Annotated in this window: 12 protein-coding genes and 2 pseudogenes; 4 read left to right on the forward strand and 10 right to left on the reverse strand. The window is 47.2% G+C overall.

All coding sequences use genetic code 11. The features are described from left to right. Window positions 1-292: 292 nt before the first annotated feature. The 8 genes and pseudogenes from QUB63_RS30720 to thrS all read right to left on the reverse strand — a co-directional run bounded on the left by QUB63_RS30720 (window position 293) and on the right by thrS (window position 10,994). Window positions 293-2,479 (reverse strand): GldG family protein, encoded by a 2,187-nt coding sequence (locus QUB63_RS30720; RefSeq protein WP_332949161.1) that lies wholly within the window; start codon window positions 2,477-2,479, stop codon window positions 293-295. 44 nt (window positions 2,480-2,523) lie between these two features. After that, on the reverse strand, window positions 2,524-3,426 hold the full coding sequence (locus tag QUB63_RS30725) for an Rpn family recombination-promoting nuclease/putative transposase (RefSeq protein ID WP_332949162.1): 903 nt from the start codon (window positions 3,424-3,426) through the stop codon (window positions 2,524-2,526). 225 nt (window positions 3,427-3,651) lie between these two features. Continuing rightward, the gene (locus QUB63_RS30730) at window positions 3,652-4,452 is read right to left on the reverse strand and encodes an ABC transporter permease (protein WP_332949163.1); all 801 of its coding nucleotides are present in this window, start codon (window positions 4,450-4,452) and stop codon (window positions 3,652-3,654) included. A gap of 1,571 nt (window positions 4,453-6,023) precedes the next feature. Further along, a pseudogene (locus QUB63_RS30735) lies at window positions 6,024-7,025 on the reverse strand (ABC transporter ATP-binding protein); the annotation flags it as partial. A 656-nt stretch (window positions 7,026-7,681) separates the two neighbouring features. Continuing rightward, a complete protein-coding gene (locus QUB63_RS30740; protein ID WP_332949164.1) occupies window positions 7,682-8,059 on the reverse strand; it encodes a peptidoglycan-binding domain-containing protein in 378 nt (125 codons plus the stop codon). Continuing rightward, window positions 8,050-8,109, reverse strand: a pseudogene (locus QUB63_RS35185) (DUF4058 family protein); the annotation flags it as partial. The pseudogene QUB63_RS35185 and the gene QUB63_RS30740, both read right to left, overlap by 10 nt. Window positions 8,110-8,139: 30 nt before the next feature. Beyond that, window positions 8,140-8,928, reverse strand: a complete 789-nt coding sequence (locus QUB63_RS30750; protein WP_332949165.1) for a DUF4058 family protein — start codon at window positions 8,926-8,928, stop codon at window positions 8,140-8,142. Between the two features lie 236 nt (window positions 8,929-9,164). Further along, window positions 9,165-10,994, reverse strand: coding sequence for a threonine--tRNA ligase (gene thrS, locus QUB63_RS30755; protein ID WP_332949166.1), 1,830 nt, complete (start codon window positions 10,992-10,994; stop codon window positions 9,165-9,167). 552 nt (window positions 10,995-11,546) lie between these two features. Between thrS and QUB63_RS30760 the strand changes: the two genes are divergently transcribed. From QUB63_RS30760 to QUB63_RS30770, 3 genes are all read left to right on the forward strand, one after another. Next, window positions 11,547-11,876: a DUF2605 domain-containing protein gene (locus QUB63_RS30760; protein WP_332949167.1), complete on the forward strand. Its 330-nt coding sequence runs from the start codon at window positions 11,547-11,549 to the stop codon at window positions 11,874-11,876. A 159-nt stretch (window positions 11,877-12,035) separates the two neighbouring features. Then, complete coding sequence (locus tag QUB63_RS30765; protein ID WP_332949168.1) at window positions 12,036-12,347, forward strand: DUF2973 domain-containing protein; 312 nt, start codon at window positions 12,036-12,038, stop codon at window positions 12,345-12,347. A 289-nt stretch (window positions 12,348-12,636) separates the two neighbouring features. Then, window positions 12,637-14,628 carry a DICT sensory domain-containing protein gene (locus tag QUB63_RS30770; protein ID WP_332949169.1) on the forward strand — a complete coding sequence of 664 codons (1,992 nt, stop codon included), beginning with the start codon at window positions 12,637-12,639 and terminating at the stop codon, window positions 14,626-14,628. Window positions 14,629-15,093: 465 nt separating this feature from the next. Here the strand turns inward: QUB63_RS30770 and QUB63_RS30775 are convergent, their stop codons facing one another. Continuing rightward, window positions 15,094-16,899, reverse strand: coding sequence for an Ig-like domain-containing protein (locus QUB63_RS30775; protein WP_332949170.1), 1,806 nt, complete (start codon window positions 16,897-16,899; stop codon window positions 15,094-15,096). Between the two features lie 61 nt (window positions 16,900-16,960). Further along, complete coding sequence (locus QUB63_RS30780; protein WP_332949171.1) at window positions 16,961-17,821, reverse strand: sulfotransferase family protein; 861 nt, start codon at window positions 17,819-17,821, stop codon at window positions 16,961-16,963. Window positions 17,822-18,293: 472 nt separating this feature from the next. Between QUB63_RS30780 and QUB63_RS30785 the strand changes: the two genes are divergently transcribed. After that, window positions 18,294-18,794 (forward strand): peptidoglycan-binding domain-containing protein, encoded by a 501-nt coding sequence (locus tag QUB63_RS30785; protein ID WP_332949172.1) that lies wholly within the window; start codon window positions 18,294-18,296, stop codon window positions 18,792-18,794. Window positions 18,795-18,954 lie beyond the last annotated feature (160 nt).

Raw genomic sequence — 18,954 nt, forward strand, 5'->3', positions numbered from 1 at the left:
CATTGGTCATTGGTCATTGGTCATTGGTCATTGGTCATTGGTCATTGGTCATTGGTCATTGGTCATTGGTCATTAGTCATTTGTAAAGTTAGCAGTGATTGTAGGGTGTGTCAGGGATGAAACTTTTGACACCGACTAAGAATTTCCCCCCTGACGAACCCTACGAAAATTAGGAATTAGGGATTAGGAATTAGGAATTAGGAATTGGGAATTGGTAATGGGTGGAAAAACAAGAAAGAGGCAAATAAATCCGTTAACTCCGTTAAATCCGGTTCACAATCCGTTGCCGAACTTATCTTCTCTTCCACCAGATAGTGCCGCCAATTACCAATCCGAGTAAAGGCCAAATTAGCCACGCTAAAATCAGCAATCCTACTTGGACGACCGTCATATTTATGCGGCGGTTGGTAGCTTTTTTTGGACTGATAGAAAAGCTTTGCTGGTCTGGTTTACTCAACCAACTGACCGAGTTGAGAAACACGTCGCTATTGAGTTGTTGGTCAAACCAACCGTTAGTCACAAATTGAGATGTGCCAATTACTACCATACGCGATGTTTTTCTAGGAGTTGAAAGCACAGAAGGAGTTGCTGTTGGACTGGGAGATGCTGTGGGAGATGCTGTGGATGTTGGCGCGGGAGAGGCTGCGGGTGTTGGTGTTACCGAACTTTCGCCAGATGCTGCGGGAGATGTTGTGGGTGTTGGTATGGGCGAACTTTCGCCAGATGCTGTGGGAGATGCTGTGGGTATTGGCGAAATTGTCGGTACTGCTGGAGGCGTAGCTTCTTGGGAGACAATCACCGAATAGCTGATGGGGGAAGCTGTCGGCGAAGTTGTTGGAGATGGCGAAGTTGTTGGAGATGGCGAAGTTGTTGGTGATGGCGAAGTTGTTGGAGATGGCGAAGTTGTTGGTGATGGCGAAGTTTTCGGCGATGGCGAAGTTTTCGGCGATGGTGTGGGCGAAGTTGTCGGCGATGGCGAAGTTGTCGGCGATGGCGAAGTTGTTGGAGATGGCGAAGTTGTTGGAGATGGCGAAGTTGTCGGCGATGGCGAAGTTGTCGGCGAAGTTGTCGGCGATGGCGAAGTTGTCGGCGATGGCGAAGTTGTTGGAGATGGCGAAGTTGTTGGTGATGGCGAAGTTGTCGGCGATGCTTGGGGTGAAGGCGTGACGGGTGTTGGTGAGGGTGAGGGATTTAAGGGAGTGCTGTCAGAAGCCGATCGCACCAAAGCTACACCTAATAATAGCGGGCCTTGTCGATCGGTCTTCGGATCGAACTCCAATTTCTTAGTTGTCAAATCGCTTTCCGCCCAACTTTCCTGACTCGTCCAAAGCAGCGGTTTTTCCTCTATCCCTTCTACTGGCGAAGTTGAGAGAGCACGCGCAAACGGAAAGAAAGAAATGCGGGTGTCAAAACTTTGAGTAATCGGATGTTCGCCGTAACGCCTGACTGTGGGAACAGTGGGGCCCAGGCCAAATCTTTGACCGGTACCCGAAGCATCGATAGCCAAACGGGAGTCTAGTTTTACGCCCCATTCTTGCAGCAATTTGTCCAATCCGGTATTAATTGCCGGGTCTACCATTAACAATAAACTGCCGCCGCGATCGAGATAAGCTTTTAGTGCTTTAATTTCTGCATCGGAAAACGGTTTTTCCAACCCAGGAACGATTAAAGCATCTGCATCTTCTGGAACTTCTTTGCGTTCGGTCAAATTCAGCGTTTGAGCGTTATAGTATTTATCTTTCAGAGCTTTTTCAGCTTGCTGAATTCCGCCTTGACCTTCTTTCAGCGGGCGTGCTCCTTTCCCTTGCAAAAAGTAAACTGTAGGAGTACGAGTGCTGAGAATTTCTTCTAAGCCGTTGGTAAGTTTTATCTCTGAAAGACCTTGATTCGGGTCGCTACCAAAAGCAGTGCCGCCTTTTTGCAGTACCTGTTTTTTGTCACCGGATTGCAAGTAAACTTCTCCGATGCTGGTAATGCTAAATTCCCGGATTTTTCCCGGTTGGGCCTGCGGGTCAACAAACTCGTATTGGAACTTTTCGCCTCCCTCGCGTTTGTAGCTTTGCAGCAATTCTTTAATTTGGGGATTTTGGATGGGGTCAAACACCCAAACTTTGACTGTTTGTTGCAGGTTTCGCAGGATTTGTTGAGTCTGGGGGGCGAGGGTAAATTGTTGGCTTTCGGTTAAGTCTATGCGGAGGGGATAGCGAAATGCTATGAAGTTAATCACCCCGAGAATCACAAAGACGGCGAGGGTAGCAATCAGGGCGTTGGTGCTCGCTTGAGTGGAACGCCGCCCCCAAAAGCCTTGTTCGTTAGTCAAATATAGCAGCCAAAGTGCGATCGTCACTATTCCGGCAATAACTAAACCGACTGTCAGGGGTTCCCATACTCCGGATACAAGTGCTGCTGTTACCCCCGCTGCGGTGAGGAGGGGGCCCAGCAAAAAAACGTATTTCCAATTTTTTTTGCTAATTTTCATAATGTAAATATTGGGTGAGAAAATTCCGGTTAGAGAATGTTATTCTATATCGCATTAGCCCGCAACCATTCTGTTAAATCTGACAAACTGTTGAAATCCAGCACGGCATCTCCTAATTCTTCTAATTCCTGTAAGCCTAATTGACGGATGCTGTTTTCAGTTTCCGGTTCTATTGTGCCTAAACGCCGCACGAGTTGACGCAATATTAACGAGAGTTGAGCGGTTTTTGTCACCTGGTCTCTTGCTAAATCTATGGCAATCTGCTGGTCTTGAATCCACAGTTCTTGGTTCTGCAATTCATTTAATTCTTCCTGAGTGAAGTTGTCCTCGCTGGCAATTCTCAAAGCTTTGTGTATTTCGGGAACTGCACTCAGTGTTTCTGGTACTGTCTCCAGAGTGCTGGTGTTTTGGAGAAAGTAAATCCATTGGTCGGCGGTTGTTTCTAATTGTGCTAATTCTTTGCTAAATTTGGGCAGTTCGACAAATACTAATTCTATTTCAGTATCTGGACTATCAAACTGTTGCTCTTTTTCTTTGAAAACAAACCTCGTCATAAATTCTGGTTGATTTTCAAACATTTCAAAGTCGGCAATTTTCAATGAAATTACTGTTTTCAGTCTTTCGTAGCGTTCTTCTCCTGTTAATTGCAGGCTGTAGGTTTTGGCAGCGTTGTACAAAACTCTTTTCTCGAAGGATGGCACGTTGAGGAGTTGGATTTCAATGAGGGCGATTCGGCCGCCGTTTATTGTGGCTTTGACATCTAGGTGTGTGTCTTGGACTCCGAAAGTTTTATTTCCTGGTGGGGAGTCGATTATTTCTAAGTCTTCGATGACCGGCTGTGCTTCATAAAGGATGGCGTTTAAAAAATTCATCAGGATGTCTTTGTTGTCGCTGGAACCGAATATTTTTTTGAACGCAAAGTCGATTTTTGGATTGATAAATCTCATTGTTTGAGGTACTTTTTAGAATGACTCACTTTAATTGGGAATTGGGAATTGGGAATTGGAAATTGGTAATTGGGAATTGGGAATTGGGAATTGGGAATTGGGAATTGGGAATTGGTAATTGGTGATTGGGAATTGGGAATTGGTAATTGGTAATTGGTTGCCCCTCCTTGAGTTTCCCCCTTCCCCTCTCCTCCCTCTCCCCCTCTCCCTCTCCCGAACCCTTCGCTAAGAACGCTGATATCGCAAAGCGTCGATGGATTGGGCGGTGAGAAATACTCCTAAAATGATGTAACTGGCAAACATAATTAAACTGCTGGTATCAAAAACTCCCTTGACAAGATTGGTGTAATGTGTTAATAACGACAGTTGGCCTAAGGCTGCTCCGAAGGGGCCGCCGATACTGACTGCGGCTGCATCGATTACCCACAGAAATAATACTAGAGCGAAGGTGAGGATGGCTGATAAAATTGTGCTGTCTGTGAGGGAGGAAATGAACATTCCGAGGGACAATACTCCGGCTGCTAGTAAGATTAGGCCGCCGTGTCCTAGGATGAGGACGCCGGGGGGTACGGGTGGGGTTGAGGAACTGAGGGCGAGATCCTCGCAGAAGAGCAGGGGCAGCAACATTGTGGTATAAAATGTTAAAACGCCGAGGAGTTTGCCGGTAGCAACTGCCCAGTTTGTTAAGGGCGATGTGGCTAAAAGTTCTAAGGTGCCGCGTTTGCGTTCTTCTGCGTAAAGTCCCATTGAGAGTGCTGGCAATACGAACAGTGAAAGGGAACCCATGATTCGCAGGAAGAGTTGCAGAAATTCGTAGGCTACATCGATGGGAGGTTCGGTAATTCCCGCTTGGTCTCGCTGGGCGATTTGGGCAATCAATCCTTCTGGGCCGAAGAGAATGGCGATTAAAAAGTAGCCGGTGATCAGCCAAAAGACGGCGGCGATGGCATATGCTAATGGTGATGCAAAATAGCTTTGCAGTTCTTTGCGGTAAATGGCGACAATATTACTAATCATTACTAACATTTAGGAATTGGGAATGGGTAATTGGTTCATTATGAGTCGCCTGCTGGTGGTTTTTGGCTGTCGTTGCTATCGGGTTGCTTTCTTTCTATTAGTCGCTTTCTGGTAGCAGGTGGCTGTTCTGGTTTAGCATCGCTACTCGGTTGTTGCTTTTTCTTGAGTTGCCGATTTTTTACAACAGGTTCCGGTTTAGGTTGAGGATGCTCGATCGACTCTACGGTTTCGACAACTGGTTCTGATTCTGGCCCTGAATGCTCGATCGACTCTACGGTTTCGACAACAGGTTCTGATTCTGGCCCTGAATACTCGAGCGACTCTACGGTTTCGACAACTGGCAGCTTTTCGACAACCGGTTCCGGTTGAGGATGCTCGATCGACTCTACGGTTTCGACAACTGGCAGATTTTCGACAATCGGTTCCGGTTCACGATACTCGATAGACTCTACGGTTTCGACAACTGGCAGCTTTTCGACAACCGCTTCTGGCCCAGGATGTTCGATCGACTCTACGGTTTCGACAACTGGTTCTGATTCTGGCCCTGAATGCTCCATCGACTCTACGGTTTCTGCAACTGGCAGATTTTCGACAATCGGTTCGAGTTCACGATACTCGATCGACTCTACGGTTTCTGCAACTGGCAGATTTTCGACAACCGGTTCGAGTTCACGATACTCGATCGACTCTACGGTTTCGACAACGAGCAGATTTTCGACAATCGGTTCCGGTTCACGATACTCGATCGACTCTACGGTTTCGACAACTGGCAGATTTTGGACAATCGGTTCCGGTTCGTGATACTCCATCGACTCTACGGTTTCGACAACAGGTTCGGCTTCTGGCCCTGAATGCTCGATCGACTCTAGGATTTCTGCAACTGGTTCTGATTCTGGTGGGGAATGCTCGATCGACTCTTGTCTTTCGACAATTTGCAGAAATTCTGCAACTGGTTGCATTTCTGGTTCTATATCGCTGATTGTCTCTGGTGTTTCTGCAAGTAGTTCTGATTCTGGTTCGTAATGCTCGATCGACTCTGCGATTTCTACAACTGGTTCTGATTCTGGTTCGTAATGCTCGATCGACTCTGCGATTTCTACAACTGGTTCTGATTCTGGTTCTGAGTCATAGATCGACTCTACAGTTTCTACGACTGGTTCCGATGATGAATGAGAATACTCGATCAACTCTACAGTTTCTACAACTGGTTCTGATTCTGAATGAGAATACTCGATCGACTCTACAGTTTCTACGACTGGTTCTGAGTCTGGTGGAGAATACTCGATCGACTCTACAGTTTCTACAACTAATTCCGATTCTGGTTCGTAATGCTCGATCGACTCTACAGTTTCTACGATTGGTTCTGAGTCTGGTGGAGAATACTCGATCGACTCTACAGTTTCTACGATTGGTTCTGAGTCTGGTGGAGAATGCTCGATCGACTCTTGCCTATCTGAAAGTGGCAGATTTTCCACACTCGGTGGCGCTTCCGATTGATGAGCATCCGCGATTATCGATTGTGATTCCGATTGATGAGCATCCGCGATCGAATCTTGAACTTCTGCCGCTTGGAGCAGATTTCGATCGACCTCCGGTTCGCTGTGAACCACAAGATTTTCTTCCGGTTTTTTTTGGGCCGCTGTCAGCCGTAAAAACACATCTTCCAGACTAGCCCGATTGCGGCGCATTTCGCAGAGTCCGAATCCAGAGGCGATAATAGCTGCGGCGATTTCTCTTCCCGGTTCTATGTCAGATTCGCACAAGGCCCGCAGGCGGTAGCGACTGGCTAAAAATTGCTGGCTGGGAATCAATTCGACCGATCGAACTCCCGGCAAATTTTCCAAAGAAGGCAGAAGCAGACTGTTGAGCAAATCCGCCTCGCCTTCTACTTCGACTTCGTAACCCTCTCCGGCGGCAAACTCTCCCATCAAATTTTCGGGACTACCCGCAGCAACGATTTTACCGCGATTGATGATGGTGACGCGGTTGCAAGTCATGCTGACTTCCGGCAAAATGTGGGTGGAAAGGATGATTGTGTGCTGGCCGCCGAGGCTTTTGATGAGATTGCGGACTTCGATGATTTGTCGTGGGTCGAGGCCGACGGTTGGTTCGTCTAAGATAATCACCGGCGGGTCGTGGACGATCGCCTGCGCAATACCAACTCGCTGCTTGAATCCTTTGGAAAGTTTGCGGATTAAAACTTTGCGTTTTTCAACCAGGCCGCAGCGTTCGAGCGCGGAAGTAACTCGTCGCGCGCGATCGCCCGCAGGTACTTGCTTAATCCGCGCCACAAAAAACAGAAACCCTTCCACAGTCATTTCTGGATAAAGCGGCGGGTTTTCCGGCAGATAACCGATGCGCTGTCTGACTCCCATCGAGTTTTCGTGAACATCCAGGCCCGCGATGCGGGCTGTACCGCTGGATGCGGGCAAATATCCCGACAAAATCCGCATGGTTGTGGTTTTGCCGGCGCCGTTGGGCCCCAAAAACCCGAGAATTTCTCCTGATTCGACCGAAAAAGACACGTCCGCGATCGCTGCGGTCGAACCGTAAGTTTTGCTTAAGTGTTCTACTTCAATCATTTGTCCGAAATCAGTCGATTTTAGGTTTTGGATTTGAGATTTTAGATTGACTCGGCCGACCACAGGCCCGACGGCTGTTCCACCACAGGCTGGTTATAGCCGATTTTTCACTTTAGCCTGCAAGAAACCAAATCTATCACAACTCATGATTGTACTTGGAAGCGGGACGCTTGTTTTAGGTCGATCGTCTCGCTCCGGCTAGGGTTGAGTTTGCTGTTGCTGGTTGGATAATTCTCACATACAAACAGACATCCTGCCTGTTCCACCCATAAAAAAGTGAATTTTCTTATGAGATGGGCATCCTGCCCGCTTTGGAGCGTATGGCGGGCGATCGCATTCAAAATCAACTATTCACTATCAACTATTCACTAGCTGCATTCGCTACTGCTAGTGGCCGTTTCTAGATATCGACATTAAAAACAACGACAAACTAAGCGCCGCCGGTCAATTATCAAGGGATAATATGCTGAATTTGTGCAATAGTTAATGAATTTAACTCCAACAAACAAACATCGATTTTATAAACAGGGTATACGGGCGGCAACCCAGATTATATCTAATTCTTAGACCTCTTTTTCACTCCCAGGTATTACTGCTAATAAAACGCTAAAATGTTAAACATCATAGTTAGGTTGCTCTAGGAAACTCCAAGTATTTTACCCGACGTTCCCATCAACCGTTAGCTTGCGATCGGCTGGGAATTGCCGCACCAGGGCTTCAGTTTTGGAGCCAAAGCAGCCATTAACAACAAGTCGATCTCCATAGTACCCATTGAGGCGCACTGGTAGATATTTGACCTCATCGCCTCGATCGCCACTGCGTAAAGTAGGGTGAGTTTTTCCGGTATGAGATTTAACTTGTTCTAGAGCGAGCCACGTCTCTGAGCCAACTATCCCATTAACCCTTAGGCTGCAAGCTGCGTGGAATCGCTTAACGAAGTCTTCAGTTTTGGAGCCAAAGTTACCATCAACGGTAAGTACAGAACCGTAGCATCTGCGATCGCCACGATCGAGCGATTGTGAACGGCCCGCCAAAAGTCAGGACTTTCTAAATAGGGATTCAGCCCCGGAAATGGATTAGGCATAGCAATATATTGTTGAAAATTTCCACCCTATCAACCCCTTAACCCTGTCTCCCGCAACCAAGCATCAGCCCAAACAGCATCCGGTTCGGCAAGCGGCGGCACGGGTTCGAGGGTATAGTCGATTCTAAAATCATAGGCTGCGCGATCGTAAACCCCATTTAATAACGCTTGTAAATCTACAATTGGTTCCGCATCGCCTGGGCGCAAAGGCAAAGGAAATTGAGGAATCATATTGGGTAAATTGAAAAGGTACAAATCTGCCAAAGGCTTTTGATTTGTCCGACTTACCAAAATTCGATAACTTCCCTCAATCTCATTACCAAAAACTGGTAGAGGTTGGTAACTTCGCAGCAAGTCAATCTCTACCATATGAGTCCGACTACCAAACACCTTTTCTCGCTTTTCTTCATACATTTCTCGCCCTTTCCCAGGACGCTTGTTGGCGGGTGACAGCACTTCAATCACTGTCACAACTTCCCTAGTTTCTGTATCTCGCACCTCTAGATAGGCTTCCCTCAATTCGACAGGTACTGGCAGTCTTACTTTCAAAGCTGTCACAGGTGGTGCGGCAACTGCGATATTAGAAGAAGTAGGGTTTGTTTGAATTGGAGAGGGCTGCACGGTGACATCAGGAATCCCCACTAATAGGGAATTTTCCCCGCTAATCTCATAAACTCTTTTTTCAATATCGACGATATATTTTGGCAGCAACTGCGGCACTAATGATTCAAAAATGCTACTAATTAGCAAGTGATGTACTTGGGGCCAAAAGTCAGGACTTTCTAAATAGGGATTCATCCCCGGAAATGGATTAGGCATAATCTTACTTCCCGTTTATTACATCTTATCAAAAATCTCAAAAGTTCAGACTGTTTCAGGGCTGGCGCAGGTGGAGGCGAGAAACCCGGTTTCTGAATTCTGTGAAACGGGCGTCTCGATCGCGGTTTGATCGTTCGGACTTCAGTCCTTCTTAAAAGTTTGTAATAAAGAAGGACTGAAGTCCGATGCTGCGAACCTATTTTATTGTTACTGTTCAAGCAGATACAATATTTCGCTTAAAAATCGCCATAACTACTAATAGCCCCCTGCAACCTCCCAATAACTTCATCAACCGAAATCTCTCCCAACTCTCCAGAAGCCCGAGTCCGAATATTCAAACTATTAGACTCAACCTCCTTCGCACCCACAACACTCATCACCGGAATTTTATCCTTCTCAGCATTGCGAATCAACTTACCCAAACGTTCGCTACTCTCATCAGCTTCAGCGCGAATATTGAGCGCCTTCATCTTCGCCGCAACTTCCTTAGCAAACGGCAAGAAATCTCCGCTGACAGGCAACAACCGCACCTGAACCGGCGCTAACCATATCGGGAAATCCCCCGCATACTGTTCGATCAAAATCCCAATTAAACGCTCCAAAGAACCGAAAGGAGCGCGATGAATCATCACCGGACGCTGGCGAGTGCCGTCTTCAGCAACGTATTGCAAATCAAAACGTTCTGGCAAATTGTAATCTACCTGAACAGTTCCTAATTGCCATTCTCTATCCAACACATCTTGGAAAATGAAATCGAGTTTCGGGCCGTAAAAAGCCGCTTCGCCAATTCCCTCAAAATAATTCATGCCCAAAGTTTCCACCGCGCGGCGGATGGCACCTTGCGCCTTTTCCCAAGCTTCATCGGAACCGATGTATTTCTCTAAATTTTCCGGATCGCGGAAACTCAAACGCGCCTTAAAGTTTTTCAGTTGCAGGCTCTTGAATACTGACAGAATCAAATCCACCACACTCAAGAATTCAGCATCCAACTGTTCCGGCGTGACAAACAAGTGGGAATCATCCACCGTGAAGCCGCGCACCCGCGTTAAACCGCCCAATTCTCCCGATTGTTCGTAGCGGTAAACTGTGCCGAATTCTGCTAAGCGCATGGGCAATTCCCGATAGGAACGCAGTTCGCTTTTGTAAATTTGAATGTGAAAAGGGCAGTTCATGGGTTTCATGACAAAACCCTGTTCGTTTGCTGCCGCTTCCTCATCCTCTGCCATCAGCGGGAACATATCTTCTTTGTATTTCTGCCAATGTCCAGAAATTTTGAACAAATCAACTCTGGCAATGTGCGGTGTCACAACTTGCAAATAGCCGCGCTTGATTTGTTCTTGTTTCAAGAAATCTTCTAAAATACTTCTCAAAATAGTGCCTTTGGGCGTCCACAAAGGCAAACCGGGACCCACCGGATCGGCAAAAATAAATAAGCCTAATTCTTTGCCAAGTTTGCGGTGATCGCGCCTTAAGGCTTCTTCTTTGCGGTGTTTGTAGGCTTCCAACTGTTCGGGAGTTTCCCAAGCTGTGCCGTAAATGCGCTGTAACTGAGCTTTGGTTTCGTCGCCGCGCCAGTACGCGCCGGCGAGACTCTCTAGCTCGATCGCCCTTCCATTGATTTCACTGGTATTATCCAAGTGAGGCCCGGCGCACAAATCCCACCATTCGTCACCCAAATGGTAAAGAGTAATCGGTTCAATCAAACCTGCCAAAATTTCTAATTTGTAAGGTTCGTTTATCTCCTTAATTCTGCGTTCCGCTTCCTCGCGGCTGACTTCTTCCCGAATTACAGGCAATTTGCGGTTGATGATTTTGATCATTTCTTTTTTAATTGCCTTGAGATCCTTTTCGGTAAAAGGTTCGGGGCTGTCAAAATCGTAATAGAAACCATTTTCTATCCAAGGGCCGATCGTTACTTGGACCTTGGGAAATAACTTCTGCACCGCCATCGCCATAACGTGGGAGGCGGTGTGGCGAATTTTTTTTAGTTGTTCGGACTCGCTCGTGCGGGGCAACTCAATCTTAACGGACTGTTCTGGAGCGTTCATGGATTCTGAGCTAGACATCGGCTGAATTAGCAATTAATGCAAGTTGCAGTTGCTTCTATCTTACTCAGATTGGGGCGGCAAGCGCCGACTTCCGGCTGGGGCTATTGGTGTCAACTTCAGACTAGAATACTTCAAAAATCTCGCTTTTAGCCTCTTGCCCGATCCCCCTCGCATACCCCCTACTCCCCCGAACCAAGGGGGACTGTCGATCGTCATTTCCGGTTCCCCCCAAGGGATCGGGGGGCGCCGGGGGGAGCGGCGGCCTCCAGAGTCAGACAGCAGAGAGGTAGTGCGTTTGACCTGGTTGTTGATACCTGTGGACTTTCTTAATTTTGAAACTGTTGCTTTTGTTGTTTTCTGTATAACAGAGCCTTCAGCTATACACGCGCTGTATGAGCCGATATGGGCCTAATTGGGGATTTGACTCAAAAATCGCTGCTGACACTGTTAAATTTATGCACGCCCACCTGCTAATTTTTGTAAAATTATTGAATTTTTGTTAAAAAAAATATGTTACAAATTGTAAAGGACGTTTAAGGTTACAATAAATAAATAACTCAATTTTAATCCATGCTTAATTCCAACGTGCCCGAATCAGAATTGCTCAAAGCGTTACTGGAACCGCTGTTAGAGGATTTTAATTACTGGTTCGATCGCTCGACCACCCTCTTAGAAACTGAGGAAATTCATTTTCTGAGCGGCGAAGCTCAATCCGACTTGCTGGCGCGAGTCAAACAGGCTCAGCAAGAAGTAGGCGCTGCTAAAGCTCTATTTCAAGCAACCGGAGGTCAAGTTGCAATCGAAACCGCAGCACTGATGCCGTGGCACAGACTGCTCGCCGAATGCTGGCAAGTATCGGCGCGCTTTCGCTCATTGCAGTCAGCTCCCCCTGGAAAATAAAGCAGCCCGTTCAAGTTAAACCCGCAGTCACATCCCAAACAAGAGGAAATGTCGCGGCCCACTTGAACTCGCTCAAACAGATTTCCAGTTAATAAGTTATTACTTGCTGAAACACTTTTGTAAATTGCTGTGTGGCTGTTTAGCCCGGAGGAGAAAATAATGTTGCACCTGCTTTATATTTTAGCTTTTACCGTTCTTGCCTTTCTGGCAGTCGGTAACTTGATCCGCAGTCTAGTCACGGTAGGTATGGAGTCCCAGCGCCCCCAACAATTCAGGGCAAACAATCGCTACGCATCCTATCCCCGCTCTCAAGCCGTACCCCATCCAGAACTGTTAGACGAATACGGAAATGTTGTCAATGAACCGCTGTTAGTGATGCGTTCGCTGACAGTGCAAGACGCCCGCGAACAATTAGATGCTCTCTACAAATCATCTCCCGGTGGCAGGGACGAAGGGGGCGAACTAGCCTGATAAGCTGTTGCGGCATTTAAATTTAATTTTAGGGGCGGCCTCGGAAAGTACCCGCCCCACTGATTGTTGTAAGAAACAGGATGGTTAAACTTAGATGCGCGCCAGCTTACAACCACAGCCACAGCATTTATACTCAGGGGCGATCGCCCCCTAAAAAATAATTGGCCGTTAGTTTCTTGCTAACAGCGAATTAGTAGTGAGTTTTGAGAGATACTAAAAAGGGATCGATCTCAACTTATTGTCGATCGCTCCCGTTTTGTCATCGGCAAAAATGCACGTCTAAGGCTAGATGATCGTCCCAATTTCGCTACTCGCAGAACTTCTGCAAGCTTTGCCCCAACTGCGGGCACAAATTTATTTCAAATCTTCCATGACAGCGCTGTCTCACGCGATGGAAGACTTGGTTTTGGCGGGTTCCGACGACGAACCCCTAGTGATTGCCAGCTTTCAGCGAGAACGCTTCTACCGCCAAGAAGCTCACCGCTACCGGCGCATTGCCGATCGATCTTCTCAGGTATACGTGCTGGCTGCACCGGAAACAGAGTTTAAAAATTCCTCGGAATGTCACGAAAATGTGGCGTTTGCACCGGAAGACGCATTGAGTAAAGAGTGGCACTTAGTGGTGCTGGGGCAAAACTACTCAACTTGTCTGATTTGTCAAGAAAAAATTGTGCCGATCGACAACCAGGACGATCGCGGGCCGCTGTTGATGGATCAAGCTCGCAGATTTGAAGGAATTTGGACGTTCGATCGCGAGGTAAGCTGCAAAGCTGCCGAATTGTTGCTAGATAAAATTCTTAAATATCGCCCGGAATTGGCCGAAAAGATCGATCGAGCGCGCACAACTTACAATCTGGGCAAAACACCCAAAAAAACGCGGAAATCCGCAACTGACAAAGCCGCAAAACCCAAGAAAAGTGCGCCAAAAAGCTCAAAAATTCCCAATCCCAAATTGAGCGACGCTTTTACCGAACGCTTAGTCACCTACTTGCAATCAGGCCAGCACAAACTGCTGAAAGCATACAGCGCGATCGCCGCCCAGGAACGCAAAGAACGCCTGATCAACCTAATTACAACGGCAATGCGGCAGTCTCTCAACCCGCAAGAAATTGTCGAAGTCGCAGTGCAAGAACTGGGAACTGCTTTGTCAGCAAGCCGCTGTTTAATTTATCGCTGCAAAGCCGCAGATGTGGCGGTCAAAATCGATCGCGAGTTTTTGCGTGCCGGCACTACTTCTGTGCTAAATCAGACTTGGCTGTTGCAGGAAAATCCAATATGGATCGACGCGGTAGCGCGGCAAGAGCGAGTTTACATCCAAGACACAGCACAACACCCGCTGATTGTCAATACAAAATCCCTAGGCGAAATTGTCAACAATTGGCAAATTGTCTCTTGGTTAATGATGCCGGTGCTTTATCAGGGGCGGGTTTTGGGCATGGTGGAAATGCACCAGTGCCGATCTGCTTCGCCTTGGGAAGAAGACGAAATTGCTCTCGTAGAGGCGATCGCCACCCAACTCGGAGCAGCCTTAATTCAAGCCGAAACCTACGCTCACTTAGAAGAACTCAACCAACAATTAGAAGCATTAGACCGCACCCGCAGCAATCTAATTGCCATCACCGGCCACGAACTCCGCACTCCGCTTTCTACGATTCAAGTATGTTTGGAAAGTTTGAATTCAGAACCAGATATGCCCGCAGAATTGCGGCAAATCATGTTAGAAACTGCCCTCAGCGATGCCGATAGAATGCGGAAACTCGTGCAGGATTTCTTAACTCTTTCTCACTTAGAAAGCGGGCGAGTTCAATGGAATGTAGAATCGCTGACGCTGCAAGAATGCGTTGATTTGGCCCTCAGCAGCGTGCGATCGCGCGCGTTGGATCGACAGTTACCGCAAATTATCGCCGAAGTGTCCGCAGAATTGCCTCTAGTGCAAGCTGACGGCGAGTGGTTGGTGGAGGTACTCTCCAAACTGCTAGACAACGCTTGCAAATTCACTACAGCCCAGGGAAGCGTGACCATAAGAGCGAAATGCAACGGTTCTCGGATGGTGGAAGTGCTCGTAGCCGATACGGGGAGGGGAATAGAGGCGAATAGTTTGAAAGTAGTGTTCGATCGATTTTATCAAGAAGAAGGAGCGCTGCGCCGCAGCACCGGGGGTACCGGTTTGGGATTGGCAATTTGCAAACAGATTGTTGCCGGCTGGGGCGGTAAAATTTGGGTAGATTCCCCAGGAAAAGACCGAGGAAGTGAATTTCACTTTACTATTCCCACTGTTTAGCTCGATGATATCAAACTTACCCAAGATTGTCAATTTTTAGGAAAGCTTCCAAGCGTCAGAATATCCAGTTCTGAGTACATTGGGAAATAGAGTTGATGCGGGAAATCCCTAAAGATGCACCTAAAATTAGACAGGATAATTACCAAAAATCAAAACGGAATTGAGAGCAAAATTTAGACAACTTTGATAGCTTATCTGTCACTGAACTTGAGATAAATATCAGCGGATTGGGGGAAAATTTGTTAGATTAATTCCGATATCTTCAAGCATCGGAATTAATATTACCCACAGCTTTCGAGACGGCAGTGCCGTGTCCTCTATATCATAAGGAGTGCAACCGGAATTGATATGATTCCTGTTGTTTTCAGCGCGTTTGATTAAATAGGCTTTATGGGCGAAAATGCGATCGCATTTTTTTGTTCTCAAATGCGATCGCATCACCAATCACCCAAAAAGCCTATAATCCTAGACCGTTAAGAAATCAGCAGATGTGAGGGTAGTGGTATTAATACCCGTCAGCGTTGCCATGATTTTATTGGTGCTGGTAATAATGATGTTGCTGCCAGAGAAGGACAGTTGACCAAAGGTTAAACCGCCGGACAGACCAATGTAATCGACTCCATCCTTAAAGTCGGTAATCGTATCAGTGCCGTCTAGGGCGGCGAAGATGAAAGTATCAGGACCATTGCCACCCGTTAAGATGTCGTTACCAGTACCGCCTGTCAGGTTATCTGCGCCGTTACCGCCATTGAGGGTATCATTGCCGGCACTGCCATTGAGGGTGTCTTGGCCGTTGCCGCCAGAGAGGCTATCATTGCCTGCTGTGCCGTTGAGCAAGTCGTCGCCGTTACCACCAGAAAGGTTAGTCCCCACGGTAACGGTGACATTACCAATGTTGGTGAGGCTACCATCGCTGAGGGTGTAGTTAAAGCTGGCATTACCACTGAATCCAGTAGTTGGGGTAAAGACAATAAAGTCATCTGCCGTGTTGCCAGGTGTGCCGTTATTATTCAGGACAGCAGTACCGTTGGTAGCATTGCTGACACCAGTGATGCTCAGCGGGTTGTTGTCCGGATCCGTATCGTTAGCTAACAGGGTACTTGCCGAGATGGTCACGGCAGTATTTTTGGTAGTGGTAGCACTGTCGGGGTTAGCTACGGGGGGTTGGTTGCTGGGAGGTATTTGTGTGCCGTAAACATCATCGTTATTAGTCAGAGTCCCCGCATCGTTCGCTGCACTGTTGCCGCTGAAGGTAGATGAACCCACAAAATTGACAGTGCCAAGGACAGTCGGCATTCCCTGGTTGTTGCCGTTGGTGTTGGTGGTGGACTGCATGATAAAAATCCCCCCACCTAAACCTTGACCATTCTGATTCCCTGTGCCGCCTGTAGCCGTGTTGTTGGTAAAGCTTGTGTTATTGAGGTTTAAAGAACCACTGCGGACAAAGATACCACCCCCCAGTCCAGCACCGCCGCCACCGCTAAATTGGCCGCCGTAGCCGCCGCCGAAGCCGCCCTGTGCGTAGCTGCCGCCGCCGCCATAACCCCCCTTCCCTCCACCATAGAAGCCGTAGCCACCACCACCGCCGAAGCCGCCACTAAAACCCTTGCCGCCATAGACACCACCACCTCCTCCTCCACCGAAGCCACCAGTGCCGTTACTATAGCTGAAATACTGTCCGCCACCGCCGAAGCCGCCGTTGCTGCTGCCACCGTAGTTGCCATTGCCTCCATAACCACCATTGTTGTTAGTGCTATCGGCAAACAGTCCGCCGCCGCCGCCGCCGCCACCATTGCCAAACAGTCCGCCGCCGCCGCGACCCAGTCCAGTGACACCGCTACTGCCGCCTTGTGCTGCGTTATTACTAAAAGCGACATGGTTCAAAGAAACATTGCCATTATAGATAAACAAACCGCCCCCTAGTCCGGCACCGCCAGCGCCTTGTCCACTATCTCCGCCTTTAGCCCGTCCGTTGGTGATGGTCAGGTCAGAAATGCCAACAGTTCCCGACAGGATGAACAAGGGGCGCACGTCGCCACTGTCGTTGATGCCGTTGTTATTAGCATCACCGCTGATGCTGTGGTTATTGCCCACAATCGTAATGTTGCTGTTCACTAGCGTCTTTACTACCCCAGTGACACGCACATCGTTATTGATGGTAATGGTGTCATTTCCTGCTAGTTGGTTGGCTTGCAGAATTGCATAACTGAGAGTGCCTGAGGTTAAGCCAGTGCCGTCATCAGTAGTTTGGTTAACGGTGAAGTTTGTCATTTGATTTTTTTCCTGTTGTGTTGTTTGAGTGAGTGAAACTTTTGTCCCTTAACAAGGGAAACTAAGATTTAACCGTTGCTTCTATGGGCTGGGGAACAATCAAATTCGCCAAACTATTGCTAGGATTTGTCCAAAAAGACAACTGATTAAACTGGGTAAATAAATCTGGCGGTAAAATCGTTTGGCGCGATCGCAATTCGACTTTGGAACGGACTGTATGCAGCCCTTTCAGGTTGAGTTTGCTATCAAATTCTGGTGCATCATATTGGACATTTTCAAAATCATGATTGAACCGTTCTTCCTCCAGAAATTGATAAATTAAATCCAAAACCTTATCCGGCTTTTGTGCGAGCAAGTCGTAATCGACTAGCAATAACTGCGAACTGTATTCGCTATAAAAAGCCTCCTTGAGGGCGTTGTAAGCAAATCCTACTAACCTACTCCCCTGACTTAAGGTTTCAGTCCGGGTGTAAACAGTGGCGCGTTCGGTGGGATTATTAAATAAGCGGGAAACATCAAAGGAATTTTTTCTCACCAGCCGTTCGATGCTGTCCATAATCCAAGCCACATTCCGCACGCAGCAAATTACTTTTGAGGTGGGAAATAGCTCTTGAATTAAAGACAACTTGCTACACCACAATCGATTCGTATCAAAGATGACTTCTTTATCTGCTTGCGACTCGTAGAACGTTGAGAATATCGCTAAGGTCAATGCCCGTTTTTGCTCAGGGGTGATAAAAACGGAAAACTCATTGTCTTCGCTCATCGCTTCCAGCATTCGACTCACCAGACTCCCGACAGGGCTAGACATACTGGCGTGAAACCGGGGGTTTTGTCGGAGTAAGGCTCCGAGTAAGGTAGAACCAGAACGAGGCAGCCCTGAAATAAAGTGGATTTTTGGAGATTTTATTCCTTTAGGCACAGTTTTCAGTCACAAAGACGTGATATTCTAAGTTAAGGTAATTCATTACGTTATTTTGAAAATTCAGTATACTAAGGTTTAAAACTTTTAATATAAAAAAAAGGCAAAACTTAATATAAAAACGCAAAACTTAATATATAAAAACGCAAAACTTAATATAAAAAAAGGCAAAACTGAAAAAGCAATGGCAACGATCGCGATCGCCTCAAAGCCATAGCTATTGGAATATAGCCAAGATACGGGCATTCCGAGGACACGACGTAAAATTTTCTAACAAGATTCAACACTTGTGTATCAGACCAAATTGCAAAAGTTGAGTAAAGCTGAGGATATACGCCCGAGAGGAAAGCAGTTTCACGCAGGCGCGCTAGCTGCGTGAGATTTATTTCCACCTAATTATCTAAAAATTTTTTGCCCGGAAAACGATTTTTGCAACAAGAATATTTCAACTGAGAATTTAGGACAATCGATTATGACACCTACAAGCCAGATGAAATCTACTCAACCTATGGCCGACAAGCCACAACTGCAATTAGGTTCTCAAGGTCAAGCGGTATTGGAACTCGAACAACTGCTAACCAAGTTGCTGGTTTACCGGCAGCCTGCGAAAGGAATTTTTAACTCATCAGTTGAATTTGCTGTAAAACTGTTTCAGTTTCGGGTTTTCTTGTCGCCGGACGGCATTGTCGGGCCGCTGACTTGGCAGGCGCTTTATACTGAAGCTCCTGTTAATATGCCGGTACTCAAATTCGGCAGTTCTGGGGAAGCAGTCGCTACTGTTCAGGAAGTTCTGACGATTTCCAAGCACTATGGCGACTCCATTGACGGCCAATTTTCTACTTTGACGGATCGGGCTGTTCGCGCATTTCAAAAAAGCTTTGGGATTGAGGTCAACGGGATTGTCGATCGACAAACTTGGGCTGCTTTGAGTCAAATTCCGCGCGGCTATGACCCGAATTGGTTCTTGACTTAGGCTGCGGTAAATTGTGCGATGTGTGTGTGGGGGGAATTGGGGGAATGTGCGATGCTTCGGGTGCTTGTAGGGCACCCGAAGCATTGCGTTTTGTTAGATTATTTTTTTCGGGATTCGTGTTTGATAATTCTGTTTTCTAACTTTGGTGAAAATTACCAAT

Origin of the sequence: Microcoleus sp. ARI1-B5 (assembly GCF_036705795.1) — a bacterium.
Classification (GTDB): domain Bacteria; phylum Cyanobacteriota; class Cyanobacteriia; order Cyanobacteriales; family Microcoleaceae; genus Microcoleus.